The sequence below is a fragment of the Rhodobacter ferrooxidans genome (assembly GCF_000176015.1).
GTDB lineage: Bacteria > Pseudomonadota > Alphaproteobacteria > Rhodobacterales > Rhodobacteraceae > Pseudorhodobacter_B > Pseudorhodobacter_B ferrooxidans.
Window position 1 is genome coordinate 223,587 of sequence record NZ_ACYY01000002.1, and the last position, 15,903, is coordinate 239,489.

General features: G+C 65.3%; 7 protein-coding genes. 3 read left to right on the forward strand and 4 right to left on the reverse strand.

From position 1 onward, the window contains the following. Nucleotides 1-162 precede the first annotated feature (162 nt). From RSW2DRAFT_RS02590 to RSW2DRAFT_RS02600, 3 genes are read left to right on the forward strand one after another with little or no spacing between them, the layout of a single operon-like run. Complete coding sequence (locus RSW2DRAFT_RS02590) at nucleotides 163-6,543, forward strand: type I polyketide synthase (RefSeq protein ID WP_008027765.1); 6,381 nt, start codon at nucleotides 163-165, stop codon at nucleotides 6,541-6,543. Between the two features lie 2 nt (nucleotides 6,544-6,545). Next, nucleotides 6,546-7,535, forward strand: a complete 990-nt coding sequence (locus RSW2DRAFT_RS02595; RefSeq protein WP_008027767.1) for a glycosyltransferase family 2 protein — start codon at nucleotides 6,546-6,548, stop codon at nucleotides 7,533-7,535. Nucleotides 7,536-7,566: 31 nt separating this feature from the next. Then, nucleotides 7,567-12,126, forward strand: coding sequence for a MupA/Atu3671 family FMN-dependent luciferase-like monooxygenase (locus RSW2DRAFT_RS02600; protein WP_008027769.1), 4,560 nt, complete (start codon nucleotides 7,567-7,569; stop codon nucleotides 12,124-12,126). 48 nt (nucleotides 12,127-12,174) lie between these two features. Here the strand turns inward: RSW2DRAFT_RS02600 and RSW2DRAFT_RS17750 are convergent, their stop codons facing one another. The 4 genes from RSW2DRAFT_RS17750 to RSW2DRAFT_RS02620 form a co-directional block, all read right to left on the reverse strand. Beyond that, entirely contained in the window at nucleotides 12,175-12,942 is a 768-nt protein-coding gene (locus RSW2DRAFT_RS17750; protein ID WP_008027771.1) for a hypothetical protein, read from the reverse strand. Between the two features lie 68 nt (nucleotides 12,943-13,010). Further along, nucleotides 13,011-13,577, reverse strand: coding sequence for a hypothetical protein (locus tag RSW2DRAFT_RS17080; RefSeq protein ID WP_008027772.1), 567 nt, complete (start codon nucleotides 13,575-13,577; stop codon nucleotides 13,011-13,013). Between the two features lie 319 nt (nucleotides 13,578-13,896). Beyond that, on the reverse strand, nucleotides 13,897-14,202 hold the full coding sequence (locus tag RSW2DRAFT_RS17755) for a hypothetical protein (protein ID WP_008027773.1): 306 nt from the start codon (nucleotides 14,200-14,202) through the stop codon (nucleotides 13,897-13,899). A gap of 803 nt (nucleotides 14,203-15,005) precedes the next feature. Further along, entirely contained in the window at nucleotides 15,006-15,902 is an 897-nt protein-coding gene (locus tag RSW2DRAFT_RS02620) for a three-Cys-motif partner protein TcmP (RefSeq protein ID WP_008027774.1), read from the reverse strand. Nucleotide 15,903 lies beyond the last annotated feature (1 nt).

Genomic DNA, 15,903 nt, shown 5'->3' on the forward strand with positions numbered 1-15,903 from the left:
CTCAAGGCATTGTCACCCGCTGGGATATGATGGCACAGCCCGGCCAGCGCGGGTATCGCCTGCCCGGCATTTGCGGTATTTTAACGAAAAAGCGGATCAGGCTTGGGTGCGGCTTGCCGATGCGGCACGCAACCCGAAGGAAGTGGCAAGGCAGTTTTCGGCATGACGGCATCACCAGTGCGGCCTGAGGCTATTTCCGATACCGACATTGCCATCGTCGGCATGGCGGCGCATCTGCCCGGTGCGCCTTCGATTGCCGCGTTCTGGGACAACCTGCGGGACGGGGTGGAATCGATCCGGGTGCTGTCTGATGCCGAATTGCTGGCGGCGGGCGAGGCGCCGGACCGGCTGCGCCACCGCAACTATGTGCGCGCCGCGGCGCCCTTGGATCAGTTCGACCATTTTGACGCCGACTTTTTCGGATTTTCCCCGAAAGAGGCCGCGATCCTTGACCCGCAGCACCGCCAGTTCATGGAAGTGGCCTGGGAGGCGCTGGAAAACGCCGGTCATCCGCCCGAGAATTTCCCCGGCGCCATCGGGGTTTATGCCGGTTGCGGCATGGGCAGCTATTTCTATTTCAACATCTGCTCGAACCCGGATCTGGTGGAAAACACCGGCATGTTCCTGCTGCGCCATACCGGCAACGACAAGGATTTTCTGGCCACCCGCGTCAGCCATATCTTCGATCTGAAAGGTCCGTCGATTTCCGTGCAGACCGCCTGTTCCACCTCGCTGGTGGCGGTGCATTTCGGGGTGCAGGCGTTGCTGAACGGCGAATGTGACATGGTGCTGGCGGGCGGCGTCACCATCGAACTGCCGCAGGGTCGCGGCTACATCTTCAACGACGGCGAGATATTGTCGCCCGACGGCCATTGCCACGCCTTCGACCACCGCGCACAGGGCACGGTGTTCGGCTCGGGCGCCGGGGTGGTGGTGCTGCGGCGCCTGAAGGATGCGCTGGCCGATGGCGATCATGTCTGGGCGGTGATCAAGGGCTCGGCGGTCAACAACGATGGCGCGGCCAAGGCGGGGTATCTGGCGCCCTCGGTCGATGGTCAGGCCAAGGCGATTGCCGAGGCGCAGGCGGTGGCGGGCGTTTCGGCCGGGACCGTCGCATACGTTGAATGTCACGGCACCGGCACCTTTCTGGGCGACCCGATCGAGGTGGCGGCGCTGTCTGCGGCCTTTGCCGAGACCACCGATGCCGTGGGCTTCTGCCGCCTTGGCTCGGTTAAAACCAACATCGGCCATCTGGATACCGCCGCCGGGGTGGCGGGGTTGATCAAGACCGCGCTGGCGCTGCACCATCGGCAGATCCCGCCCAGCCTGGGCTACGAGGCGCCGAACCCGGCGATTGATTTCGAAACCAGCCCGTTCAAGGTGGCGGATCGGCTGCTGGACTGGCCCTCGGCCGGCCCGCGCCGTGCCGGGGTGAATGCGCTGGGGGTCGGCGGCACCAACGCGCATGTGGTGCTGGAAGAGGCGCCTCTGCGGGCGAGTTCCGAGGCCAGCGACTGGCCGTTTCAGCTTCTGGTGCTGTCGGCCAAATCGCGCGGCGCGTTGGAGGATGGGGCGCGGGCCTTGGCGGCGCATCTGCGCGCCCATCCCGAACAGCCGCTGGCCGATGTGGCCTGGACTTTGAAGGAAGGCCGCCGCGCCTTCGACCGTCGCCGGGTGATCGTGGCGCACAGTCATGCCGAGGCCGCCGACCTGCTGGAAGGCACCGATCCGCGCCGGGTGTTCGCGCATGACCACCTTGGCGACGACCCCGAGGTGGTGTTCATGTTCCCCGGTGGCGGTGCGCAATACGCTGGCATGGCGCGCGATCTTTACGACACCGAACCCGAGTTCCGCGACTGGATGGACAAGGGTCTGGCGATCCTGCAACCGAAGCTGGATTACGACATCAGGGCGCTGTGGTTGCCCGAACCGGGGGCTGAAGTTGCCGCCAACGCCCGGCTTAAGCGCCCTTCGGTGCAACTGCCGCTGATCATGATCGTGGAATATGCGCTGGCGAAGCTTTTCATCAGTTGGGGGGTGACGCCCACCGCGCTGGTCGGTCATTCGATGGGCGAGAATACCGCCGCCTGTCTGGCCGGGGTGATCAGTTTCGAGGATTGCATCGGCCTGGTGCATCTGCGCGGCAGCCTGTTCGACACCGTGCCGCCCGGTGGAATGCTGTCGGTGCCGCTGGACGAGGCCGCCCTTGCGCCACATCTGACCGGTGATCTTGACCTCGCGTCGGTCAACGCGCCCGGCCTTTGCGTCGTCTCCGGCCCCGATGCGGCGCTGGGGGCTTTGGCGGCAAGGCTGGCGGGCGAGGAGGTCGAGACCCAGCGCATCCCGATCGACATCGCGGCGCACTCGCGGATGCTGGAACCGATCCTGCAGCGGTTTGGCGACTACCTGCGCAGTATCAAACTGAGCCCGCCGCAAATCCCGATCATCTCCAACCGCTCGGGTGTGGAACTGACCGCGGCGCAGGCCACCGACCCCGACTACTGGGTGGCGCATCTGCGCAACACCGTGCGGTTTCAGGACTGCATGCAGACCCTTGCCGCCCCGAACCGCGTGTTCATCGAGATCGGACCCGGAAGGTCGATGTCATCCCTTGCGCAGGCCAACGGCGTGGCGGCCGGCCAGATCGTGCCCGCCCTGCGCCACCCCGAGCAGAAGCTGGCGGATGACGCCTGGCATCTGGCCAGCATCGGCCGGCTTTGGGCCTGCGGCGTGCCGGTCGATTGGGCGCCGATCTGGGGCGAGGCTCGCCGCTGTCGCGTGCCGTTGCCCGGCTATGCCTTTCAGCGCAAACAGTATTTCATCGAACCCGGCAAGGCCGTTGCCGCCACCAGCACCCTGCCGATGCGCCAGGACGATCTGGCCACCTGGGGCTGGCAGCCGCACTGGCGCCCCCGCGCCGCCGATTGCGAGATTGATATCGAGGCCGGGTTGGAAGGCTCCACCCCGCAGACCTGGTTGATGTTCATGGACGAGGCGGGCCTTGCCGCCGCCTGTGCCGCGCGGCTGGTGGCTGCCGGGCACCGTGTGGTGACGGTGCGCCCCGGCGATGCCTTCAGGCGCGACGGTCAGGACTATGTGCTGGCCCCCGAGCAGGGCCGCGACGGTTACGACGCGCTGATCCGCGATCTGGTGGCGACCGGCCAGACCCCGACCCGCATCGCGCATTTCTGGCTGGTGACGGCGGGCGAAAGCTGCCGCCCCGGATCGAGCTTCTTTCACCGCAATATCGAGCAGGGTTTCTACAGCCTGCTGAATCTGGCCCAAGCGATTGCTGGCGAGGGCTTGCCCGGCCCGATCCACCTGACCGCCGTCAGCACCGGGGCTGTGCAGGTGCGCAGCGAGGGCCTGCCTTACCCCGAGAAAGCCATCCTCGCCGGACCGATCAAGGTGATCCCGCGCGAGGTGCCGGGGCTGACTTGTGCCGCGCTGGACGTGGTGCTGCCGCAGGCTGCGAAATCGCGCTGGGGCAAGGCCGGGGCCGGGCTGGAGCCGCTGGCTTCGCAGGTGCTGGAAGACCTGCTGGCCACGCCCGGCAACGCCATCGCCGCCCTGCGTGGCGCGCGGCGGCTGGAGCGGGGGGTGAAGCCGGTTCCTTTGCCGGAGACCGAGGCGATCACCCTGCCGCAAGGCGCGCCGGTGCTGATCACCGGTGGCTTTGGTGGCATCGGCCTGACGCTGGCCGAAGACCTGATCCGCCGCAACGGTGCGAAAATCGTGCTGATCGCCCGCCGCCCCTTGCCGGATGCGGCGGATTGGGCGGCCTATCTGGCGGGCCATGCGCCCGATGACCCCGTTTCACGCCGCATTCTGGCATTGCAGCGGTTGCAGGCGCTGGGTGGCGAGGTGCTGGTGGCCTGCGCTGACGTCTGCAACCTGCACGACATGCGCGAGGCCGTGGCCAAGGGCGTGGCGCGGTTTGGCCCCTTCCGCGCGGTGATCCATGCGGCGGGGGTGGTGAACGATGGGCCGCTGCTGACCAAATCGCCCTCTGCGGTGGAGGAGGTTTTCGCGCCGAAACTGCACGGCACCAGGGTGCTGGAGGCGCTGTTCCCCGATGGCAGCCTTGACCTTCTGGTGCTGTTTGCCTCGACATCCACCGTCACCGGGCCTGCCGGGCAGATCGACTATGTGGCGGCGAATGAATTCCTGAACGCCTGTTCACAATCGCGCAAGGGTGGCAAGACCCGCGTGCTGGCGCTGAACTGGGGCATCTGGCAAGGCGTCGGCATGGCGGCGGAAGCCTTGGCCGACCGCCACGGCGCCCGCTTGCCCGCGCCGCGCCTGCCGATTTCTGCGCCGATGCTGGACGAGGCGACGTTCGATGCCGCGGGCAACCGGATGTTCTGCGCCCGGCTTGGCACCGACCGATGGATTCTGGATGGCCACCGCACAAAGGAGGGGCAGGCGCTGATCCCCGGCACCGGGGTTCTGGAGCTGGCCGCCGAGGCAATGGCCGCCGAGGGTATCGCGCAATTCGAACTGCGCGATTTGACCTTTTTCCGGCCGCTGGACGTGGCGGAGGGCACCGCCCGCGACATCCGCGCCCGGCTGATCCGCAGCGACGAGGGCTTTGGGTTCGATCTGCAAAGCGCCGTTGCCCTGGCCGGGCGCACCGGTTTCCAGACCAACGCGCAAGCCCGGCTGATGCCGATTACCGCCACCCCGGGGCGGCTGGAAACCGTGCCGATTGCCGCCCGTTGCACCGCCGTCACCACCGATGCGCAAGGCATCCGCTCGCCGCAGGAAGCGCATCTGCGCTTTGGTCCGCGCTGGCGGGTGTTGACCCGCGCGGCGCTGGGAAAGGGCGAGGGGATTGCCGAATTGGCGCTGCCAGAGGCGTTCCACGGCGATCTGGCGCAGGGCTGGCTGCTGCATCCGGCGCTGCTGGACCTCGCGACCGGCTGGGCGATGGGGCTGATCGAGGGCTATGCGCCAACGCATCTGTGGGTGCCGGTTTCTTATGCCAGGGCGAGGGTTTATGCGGCGCTGCCCGCGCAGATCACCAGTTGGGTGCGCAATGCCGGGCCGAACCGGGCCGCGTCGGCGGTGGCCACGTTTGATATCACTTTGGCCGATGCCAGCGGCACGATCTGCATGGAGATCGAGGGCTTTACCCTGCACAAGCTGGACGGCGCGCTGACCTTGCGCCCGCCGGAAGCGCGCGATCTGGTGTTCGACGATGCTGCCAGTGCCAAGCCCGCCTCGCCCGCCGAGGAACGGCTGCTGCACAACCTTTCGCAGGGCATCCATGCTGCCGAGGGGGCCGAGGCTTTCCGCCGCGCGCTGGCCACGGGCCTGCCGCAGGTGATCGTCTCGTCGCTGGACCTGCCCGCGCTGATTGCGCAGGCTGACGTGGTGGACACCCGCCCCGAAGGCCAAAGCTTTGCCCGCCCCGATCTGGACACCGCCTATCTGGCACCGCGCAACGATATCGAGCGCACGTTGACCGGCTTCTGGCAAGACCTGCTGGGCGTCGGGCAGGTGGGGGTGGAGGATGATTTCTTTGCCCTTGGCGGCCACAGCCTGATCGCGGTGCGGCTGTTTGCCATGGTGAAAAAGGCGTATCGGGTGGATTTCCCGATCTCGGTGCTGTTCGAGGCGCCGACCATCGCCCGCTGTGCTGCCTTGATCGAGGCGCGCATCGGGCCGCAGGATACCGCGCCGCAAACCGCAACACCGACCCGCCGCTTTACCCATCTGGTGGCGATGCACGAACGCGAAGGCGGGCCGAAGCAACCGTTCTTCCTGGTGGCCGGAATGTTCGGCAACGTGCTGAACCTGCGGCATCTGGCGCAGCTTCTGGGCACCGACCGGCCGTTCTACGGCTTGCAGGCGCGCGGGCTTTACGGCGACGCGGCCCCGCATGCCACGTTGCCCGAAGCGGCGGCGGATTACATTGCCGAACTGCGGCAGGTGCAGCCGCATGGCCCCTACCTGCTGGGCGGCTTTTCCGGCGGTGGGCTGACCGCCTGGGAAATGGCGCAGCAACTGGAAGCGGCAGGCGAGGAGGTGGCGCTGCTGGTGCTGCTGGACACGCCGCTGCCGATGCGCCCCAGCTTGACCCGCCGCGACAAGGCGCTGATCAAGCTGGCGGAATTGCGCGCCAAAGGGCCGGGCTACCTGCTGGACTGGGCGCGTGCCCGCTGGGCCTGGGCGCGGTGTGACCAAAGCCTGCCTGCGCAGGCCGAAGGGGCGTTTCACAATGCCGCCATCGAGGCGGCCTTCCGCGCCGCATTGCCGATCTACCAGATTCAGCCCCGGTCAGGTGCCACGCTGCTGTTGCGCCCGAAGCTGGACCGGTGCTGGCAGGTCTCGGGCGGGCAATGGGTCAGCGCGGCGAAGGAATATGTGTTCCCCGATAATGACTTGACGCAGTTCGCCCCGGCCCTGCAGGTGATCGAGGTGCCGGGCGACCATGACGGCATGGTGCTGGAACCGAATGTGCGGGTGCTGGCGCAGCGGCTGGCGGCGGTGATCGCAGCAACCGAGGCGCAGCAGTCCTTGCCACAGGCGGCAGAATAGCCATGGCCCCGACCTTGCTGACCGTGATCCTGAACTGGCGCAGCGCCGAGATGACGCTGGACGCCTGCGCCGCAGCCCTGCAAGCGGTGGCAACCATCGACGGCGCGATTACCATTGTTGACAACGACTCGGGCGATGGCTCGTTCGAAGTGATGACCGCCGAAGTGCAGCGCCGTGGCTGGGACAAGGGCGCGCATCCGGTGCGGGTGCTGCAATCAGGCCATAACGGCGGCTTTGGTGCCGGCAACAATTTCGCCATCCGTCAGGGTCTGCCCGGCGGCGCGCGGCCCGATTTCGTCTATATCCTGAACTCCGATGCCTTCCCCGACCAAGGCGCCGTGACCGCCCTGCTGGACCATCTGCAAGCCCACCCCCAGACCGGTTTCGCCGGCAGCTTCCTGCGCGGACCGGAGGGCGACCCGCATCGCACCGCCTTCCGCTTCCCCTCGATCGCCAGCGAGTTGGAGGGGGCGGCGCGGTTTGGCCCGATCAGCCGCCTGTTGCGCGATCATATCGTGGCGCAGCCGATCCCGGCGGCAACCGGGCGGGTGGATTGGCTGGCCGGTGCCAGCCTGATGATGCGGCAATCGGTTCTGGATCAGATCGGGTTGTTCGACGAGACGTTCTTTCTTTATTTCGAGGAAACCGATCTGTGCCTGCGGGCGGCACGCGCCGGGTGGCCCACCGATTTCGTGGTGGAAAGCCGGGTGACGCATATCGGTTCGGCCTCTACGGGGATGAAAAGCTGGACCCGTATCCCTGGCTTCTGGCTGGATTCCCGGCGTCATTATTTCACCAAGAACCACGGCTACCTTTACGCGGCCGGGGCGACGGCGGCGCATGTGGTGGGTGGCCTGCTGTGGCGCGCGCGGCTTCTGGCGCAGCGCAAGGACCGGGGCGATCCGCCACATTTTCTGAAAGACCTGATCGGCCATGCTGTGCGTCGCAAACCGCAAGCGCCGCCAATGCCACCCCGGACCGGGGCCGAATGATTTCCCGCCCACGGGCGGCAAGGAGTGCAAGATGAAGCCGTTTTCCAGTATCGTCATCGGCAATGAATCCCTGACCATCCAGTGCGCCGAGGTGCTGCTGGCGCGTGGCCACAGCATCGCGGCGCTGGTCAGCCGCAACCCCGAGGTGCAGGCCTGGGCGCAAGCGCGCGGTCTGCGGCAAGAGGCTCCGGGGCAGGGGCTGGCGGATCGGCTGGCCGGGCTGCGGGTGGATTGGCTGCTGTCGATTGCCAACCTGTCGCTGATCCCCGAGGCGGTGCTGGCGCTGGCCAAGGGGGCGGTGAACTTTCACGACGGGCCTTTGCCGCGCTATGCCGGGCTGAACGCGCCGGTCTGGGCCATTCTGAACGGCGAGGTGCGGCATGGCATCACCTGGCACTTGATCGCGGGTGGCGTGGACGAGGGCGACATTCTGGAGCAGCGGCTGTTCGATATCGCGCCCACCGATACCGCGCTGACCCTGAACACCAAATGCTTTGCGGCCGCGATTGAAAGCTTTCCGGCGCTGCTGACGGCGCTGGAAACCGGCGCGCCGAAACGGCAGGTGCAGGATCTGTCGCAGCGGCATCTTTATGCCCGCGCCGACCGGCCAGCTGCGGCGGGGTTGATCGACTTTTCCGTGCCCGCCGCCAAGGTGGTGGCGCTGGTGCGGGCGCTGGATCATGGCAGTTATTTCAATCCCTTGAGCACGGCCAAGATCAGGATCGGCGCATCGGTTCTGCATGTCGGCTCTGCCGAGGCGGCGGCAGGCACGGCCAGCCCCGGCACGGTGCTGGAGGCGACCGAGGCCGGGCTGGTGGTGGCCTGTGGCTCCGGTGCGGTGCGGCTGGCGGGCTTGCGTGATGCCGCCGGGGAAAAGATCTGCCCGACGACACTGGCGGTGTCGCATCTGGCCTCGCCTTCGGTGGCCGAGGCCGCGGCGCTGACGGCGGCCTTGGCGGCGGTGGTGCCCGGCGAGGCGGCGCTGCGGCGGGTGCTATTGGCGCTGGACCCGGCGGAATTGCCGGTCTCGGCACGGTCTGGCCCGGCGGTCCATGCCCGTCTGCCGCTGGCGTTGCCGCGGGCGATGGCGGATGACCGGCGTCTGGCGCTGCTGGCGCTGCTGGCGCTGGGGCTGGCGCGGCTGGTCGGCAAGACCGCCTGCGATGTGGCTTATGGTGTGGGGTCGCCGGCCGCGGGGATTCTGAGCACCTGGGTGCCGCTGCGGGTATGCACCGAAGGCACGCTGGCCGAGGCCGAGGCGGCTTTTGCCAAGGCGCGGGCGGTGGCGCAGCAAACCCCGGCTTTCGCGCTGGATCTGTTGCTGCGCGATTCCCGTCTGCACGGGCTGACCCAGCCACCACTGGCTTTTGGCGAGGATGTGCATCCTGGCTCGGTGCTGACGCTGACGGCTTCGGCGCTGCATTACGACAGCACCCGCATTTCGGATGACGAAGCCCGCGCTATTGCCGCCCGTCTGGGGCAATTCGTGGCCGCTGCGGCCAGCACGGGGCCAGCGACTCTGGTGGCCAATCTGCCGATCTTGCCCGATAGTGAACGAGAGTTAGTATTGGAGCAATGGAACCGTACGGCAAAACCGTATGAACGTTCACTTTGCGTGCATCAGGCTTTTGAATCTCAGGTCTCCCGCACCCCCGACGCAATTGCCGTGGTGTTCGAGGCCGAAAGCCTGAGCTATGCCGCGCTGAACGCCCGTGCCAATCGTGCCGCGCATGTGCTGATGCAGATGGGCGTGAAACCCGGCACGCTGGTCGCGCTGTGCGTGCCGCGCGGGCTTGATCTGCTGGTGGGCGCGCTGGCGATCCAGAAGGCGGGCGGCGCCTATGTGCCGATCGACCCGGCCTATCCGTCTGATCGCATTGCGCTTTACCTGCAAGACAGCGCCGCCCCGGTGGTGGTGACCCATGCGGCGATGGCGGAAACCTTGCCGCCGCATGACGCGCAACTGCTGACGCTGGATGCCGATCCGCGGCTGGCCGAGGCGCTGGAAACCAATCCGGCAAGCGGCGTCACCTCGGCCGATCTGGCCTATGTGATCTATACTTCCGGCTCCACCGGTCGCCCGAAAGGCGTGATGATCGAGCATCGCAACGTCATCAACTTCTTCGCCGGCATGGACGACCGCATCGACCATGCACAGGGCGGGGTCTGGCTGGCGGTCACCAGCCTGTCGTTCGACATTTCGGTGCTGGAACTGTTCTGGACGCTGGCACGCGGCTTCAAGCTGGTGCTGACCTCGGACGAGGATCGCGCCCTGGTGTCGGCGGGGCGGATTTCTTCCGCCAAGAAGATGGATTTCTCGATCTATTTCTGGGGCAACGACGATGGCGCCGGGCCGAAGAAATACGAACTGCTGCTGGAAGGCGCGCGCTTTGCCGACAACCACGGCTTCTGTGCGGTCTGGACGCCGGAACGCCACTTCCACGCCTTTGGCGGGCCCTATCCGAACCCGTCGGTGACCGGGGCTGCGGTGGCGGCGGTCACGAAAAATATCGGCGTGCGCGCGGGGTCGGTGGTGCTGCCGCTGCACCATCCCGCGCGGGTGGCCGAGGAATGGGCGGTGATCGACAACCTGACCAATGGTCGCGCCGGGCTTGGCGTGGCGGCGGGCTGGCATCCCAACGATTTTGTGCTGCGTCCCGAAAACTCGCCACCCGACAACCGGTCGGCCATGTTTGCGGCGATTGACCAACTGCGGCGGTTGTGGCGCGGTGAAACCGTTGATTTCCCAACGAAAACCGGAACCTTCGGGGTGCAGACCCAGCCGCGGCCGGTGTCAAAGGAACTGGCGGTCTGGGTCACCATCGCAGGCAACCCCGCCACCTGGCGCGAGGCGGGCGAGATTGGCGCGCATGTGCTGACGCACCTTCTGGGCCAGTCGATCGACGAGGTGGCGGACAAGATCAAGATCTACCATTCTGCGCTGCGCGAGGCCGGGCATGACCCGGCAAACTTCACCGTGACGCTGATGCTGCACACCTATGTCACGCGCGACCGCGAGCAGGCCCGCGCCACCGCCATCGGCCCGATGAAGGCCTATCTGGGCGCCGCCGCCGGGCTGGTCAAGCAATACGCCTGGGCCTTCCCGGCGTTCAAGAAGCCGCAGGGCATCAGCGATCCGGCGGATATCGACCTGCGCACCCTGACGGGTGACGAGGTGACGGGGATTCTCGATTTCGCCTTCAACCGCTACTTCGAGGATTCGGGGCTGTTCGGCACGGTGGAAGACGCGCTGGATCGGGTCGAGCAATTGAAACGCATCGGCGTGACCGAGGTGGCCTGCCTGATCGACTATGGCATTGCACCGGAGCTGGTGCTGGAGGGGCTTTTCCCGCTGGCCGAAGTGCTGCGCCGCGCCAATGCCGGCGAAGCGGTGGAAGCGGGCGATTATTCCATCGCCGCCCAGATCATCCGCCACGGCGTGACGCATCTGCAATGCACCCCGTCGATGGCGCGGATGCTGAACATGAACGAAGAGTCACGCATGGCGTTGGGGCATGTGAAGCACCTGCTGCTGGGCGGCGAGGCGCTGCCGGGCGGGCTGGTGGCGGACTTGCAAAAGGCCACGCGCGCCAGCATCACCAACATGTATGGGCCGACGGAAACCACGATCTGGTCCACCTGCGAGGCGGTGAAAGAGGCGGATGGCCCGGTCAGCATCGGTCGCGCCATCGCCAACACACGGCTGTATGTGCTGGACGCCGCCCGCCAGCCGGTGCCGGTGGGCAGCCCGGGCGAATTGTGGATCGGCGGCGACGGTGTGGCGCGCGGCTACTGGCGGCGCGACGATCTGACGGCGGATGCCTTCCGGCCCGATCCCTTCGTGCCCGCCGACCATGCGACGCCCTGGGGTGCCCGGATGTACAAGACCGGCGATCTGGTGCGGCTGCGCGCCGATGGCAAGCTGGAGTTCCTTGGCCGCAGCGACCATCAGGTGAAACTGCGCGGCTACCGGATCGAGTTGGGCGAGATCGAAGCGGCTTTGGAGGCGCAGCCGGGGGTCACTCAGGCTGCGGTGCTGGCGCGCGAGGATACGCCCGGCGATCTGCGGTTGGTGGCCTATCTGGTGGGCACGGCGACGGAGGCCTCGCTACGCTCGGGTCTGGGCGCTGCGCTTCCGGCGCATATGGTCCCGGCCCACTTCGTGGTCCTGCCCGCGATGCCGCTGACCCCCAACCGCAAGCTGGACCGCAAGGCCTTGCCCGCCCCGCAGGCGGCGATGGTGACCGAGGCCTATCAGGCGCCGGACCTGGGGATCGAGGCGCAGATTGCCGCGATCTGGTCGCGGGTGCTGAACGTGCCGAAGGTCGGTGCACGCGACAATTTCTTTGCGCTGGGTGGCCATTCGCTGCTGGCGGTGCAGGTGCATCGCGAGATCAGCCAGACGCTTGGCTTGCCAAAACACTCGATCACCGACATCTTCCGCTATCCGGTGTTGTCGGCGCTGGCGGCGCATCTGGGGGGGGGCAGCAAACCCGCCGAAACGCCGCAAGCGATGGCCGATCGCGCCGACGCCCGCGCCGATGCCATGGCGCGGCGGCGGGCGCTGCGGTCGGGAAAGGTGGAGGCCTGATCAGGCTCAGCAGTCGGCGGCAACCGCAGTTGCCGGCTGCAGTGTCAGTCAATTCCGGCCAAGCATCTTCAGGACGCGGGCGACGTCTTTCTTGCTGGCTTTGCGGCGGGTCACCACGTTGCCGTTGGGGTCGGTCAGCACATAACGGTCCTTGTCGAGCATTTCCCGCCAACCGGCAACGTCCACGATCTCGACGCGCTGGCGCGAGGCGTTGACCGTAACCACGCTGGTCACACCGTCACTGGCGGCAGCCCGGACATTCGAACTGATCGCGCGCAGGCGATTGCGCTCGGTGCGGGTGGCAGGCCGACTTTCCAGTATCCGGCCCCGGCGGTCGATCCGTTGATAGGTGCCGGCCAGAATACGTTCCATGCTGCCGTTGTTGAAAAACAGGCGGATGCCATCAGCGCCATTGAGGTTCAGCGTGACCGCATCACCTCCAGACCCACCGCGGGACGCGTCGCTGCCGTCTGATCCGCCGTCATCGGAACCGCCGTCATCGGAGCCCCCGTCGTCGGAGCCCCCGTCGTCGGAGCCACCGTCATCGGAACCGCCGTCGTCGGAGCCGCCATCATCCGATCCGCCGTCGTTACCCGAACTGTCGTTCTGGTCAGACTGATCGTCATTTCCGTCACGATCGCTGTCGTGGTCATCGCCGGAAGAACCGCCGCTATCATGGTCGCTGTGATCTGACCCGTCGTCGCTGCCACCGGCAAAGACCGCGCCGGTTCCGGGCTTCCAACCGCTGCAAACGAGATCTCCCGCCGAAGCGAGAACAGCCGAAAGCAGAAGAAGATGGATCAGCCGGCGATTCATTTCAATTCCAGGCAGAAAAACCCTGCCCCGGACCACATCGGTCCGGGGCACCTTGTTTTGCCAGTCTATCAGAGACCGGACAGACGGTCGATGTTAGCGCGCGTGGCGGCATGGTTTTCGACAACTGCGCCCGATGCGCTCCGGCGGGTGTAGGTGCCATCAATGATCGATTCCACCGAACCATCGCTCAATTCGACTTCAATGCCATTGGCAAAGCGGCGCAGGTTGATCACCGAAACCGCAGTCGCGCCAGAGCCCGAGGTGCTGCCAGAAACCGAAGTGCCCGTCGAATCGTCCAGACCGTCCATATTGTCGTCGGTGCCGTTGTCGTCGGAACCGTTGTCGTCCGATCCGTGGTCGTCCGAACCGTTGTCGTCCGAACCGTTGTCGTCCGAACCGTTGTCGTCCGAACCGTGGCCGGCCGAGCCATGGTCGTCCGAACCATTGTCGTCCGAACCGTGGTCGTCCGAGCCGCTGTCGTTCCCGCCGTCATTGTCGGCGAATGCCACCGACGACACGACATCAAGGGCACCGGTCTTGACGTTGACATGAAGGCTGAGCGGCATGATGGCCACGAAGGCGGTGGTGCAGAACAGGGTGATCAGGCGCGACGGGGATTTCAGGGTCTTGGTCATGGTGTTCTCCGGTTGGTTATCCGGCGTTGTGCCGGGGATGAGTCTTGATGGCACAACGAGTTTTGCGAAAATACCGGCACACGACCTTTGCGGAAGCTGATCAGACTTCCACCCAAAATGCCCGGGTCGTTGGTCTGGTGATTGACTCAGACCAAGGTCTGAAGCCGGCCAAAAAGCGGGGTGACAAGGTCGTCAGGTGGTCGCTGAGGCGTTGCGGCGCGACTCGCGGCCAGCACGCACTGTGACGCGCAGCCATGAAAAAACTGCACCCCGGACCATTCCTGATCCGGGGCGCAGTTCTTCAGATTCTGGTGTCAGATTACATCGCCAGCAAACGGGTGATGTCCGTCGATGTGGCGGCGCGGATTTCCAGCACCGTTCCGGCAGCGTCGATGTGCTGATAGAAGCCATTCTTGATCTGTTCATAGCTGCCATCGGTCATGGTCACTTCGATCCAGTTCTTGAAATGCAGCACCCGCATCACCGAAGGGGATGGCGCTGCGGTGGCAGCGTCGGCTTCGGCGGCAGCCTGCGCCAAAGTCGGTGCGCCCAGCAGCCCGAAGGCTGCGATGGACGCGAGGCTGGTTGCGAACAGGCGGGAAGCGAGGCTCTGGGTCACACGCATTGTCATCTCCTTTTTGGCGGACCGGAACGCGATGCCGGATATCTTCGTGATGTGACACCCAATGCTGCGGGTGCAAAGTCGCTGCGGACCATTGCCGGGTTTGCTCAGACCAATACTCAACCCAAAGCAGACCTTGGTCCGCGGAACCCGACGGGCCAAGGTCTGAAGCCAAGCCATTGGCGGGCAGGATACTGACACTCATCAAGATGATTGCGAAACAGGAAACCATTCCAAAACAGTATGTTAAGGAAATCAGTTGTGCGGTTGGCTGCGGAATTCGGCCCTAAGTCTGAACAATATGCACTCTATGCCAGACCTTGGTCAGTTGCCTTGATCATCGCTTCGATGTTTGCTCGGCTCACGCTAAAGGGGATGGCGCAAAGCCTGTGCGGCCAGTCCCGCAAGACGTGTAGGTGGCTAGGGGGCTGGTCGCCTACCCGAAACGGCCATGGCAGATATTCACTGCCATGGCCGTTTTTTTTGGCCCACAGCGCGGAAAAAAGTCTTGCCGCCGCAAAATCATCCCGGGTGAACCGCTGCGCACTGACCCCGGCGCGGCCATTCCAGCGCGCGAAATGGCCCCTGCGACCGACCTGACATTCGGGCCGTATGGAAAACCCGTTTCCAGCCAACTCGGGTGGCGCGCTGTGGCTCGCCACCCGAGTTGGCACACTTTGACAACCGAGTTGGCAGCAAACGAATTTTCGATCATCGGGTAGGTGTTGGACGGCAAGTCTGAACGCACCATGAAGGCGTTGCCTGCGCAGGCCAGCAGGGATGGATTGAGGCCACGGCAGCCGATTTCAAAAGCGACGCTTCTTCGCGAGCTTCTCTCCGTATCCCAAAATATACTCGGCACCCTGTTTCCCTTTGGCGTGAGGGCCAGCCCAAAGCAAATAGTAAAGCGGCTTCTTCTGAGTGTCGCGGATCAACCGAGGGGTTGCCACGCATGGGAAGATGTCCCTGAGACGTTCGACATAGAGCGCGAGCAGCATGCGGGGGACACCCTCTGCCTTCGGGGTCTCGATCTCCCCGAACAGGGTTAGGTGCTCAGGGTAGACAATGCGCCGCCAGTCTGGTGTGCCAAAGCAGCGATCAATCATCTCCTCCCATTCGGGGTTCCGATCGACGTTCTTGGCGAGCAGCCTGTTTATTGCCATGTGGATGGGCAGGTTGACGATCACTTCGAACTTCCGGGTGGCGGCCAGCGCTTCGAGCGTTGCCCATTCAAGGTGTGGCCCGTAAGGGTCGAGAAAGGCAACGCCTTTGACATCGCCAAACCCGCCGATCTTCTGCATCAACGCCCGAATTCGCTCGTTGGCATCGCCCACCTGGACATAGATCCACTTCTTTGGCCACACCGGCTTGAGTTCTTCAAGCTCGGCGACGCGCCGGTCATCAAGGTCGAAGAAGTAATGCCGATCAAATCCCTTCTCGATATCCAGCGCACGGATGGGCGAGCCCATTACGAACTCAGCCTGATCCTCAGGCTGGTCATCGTCGAGGAAGCCCTTGCTCTTTGTGGCTGAAATCCCCCGAAGCGTTGTAACCGGAGCGCCCGCAAATCCATCAATATAGACAAGCTTCAGGCGCGGATTCTGAAGGACTGAACAGTAAAATCTGAGGTACTTTTCGAGGGCCTCGAGTTTCTCTCTTGCCCACGGGCCAACGGTGTTTTCTAAATGCGACTTCTTGACCATG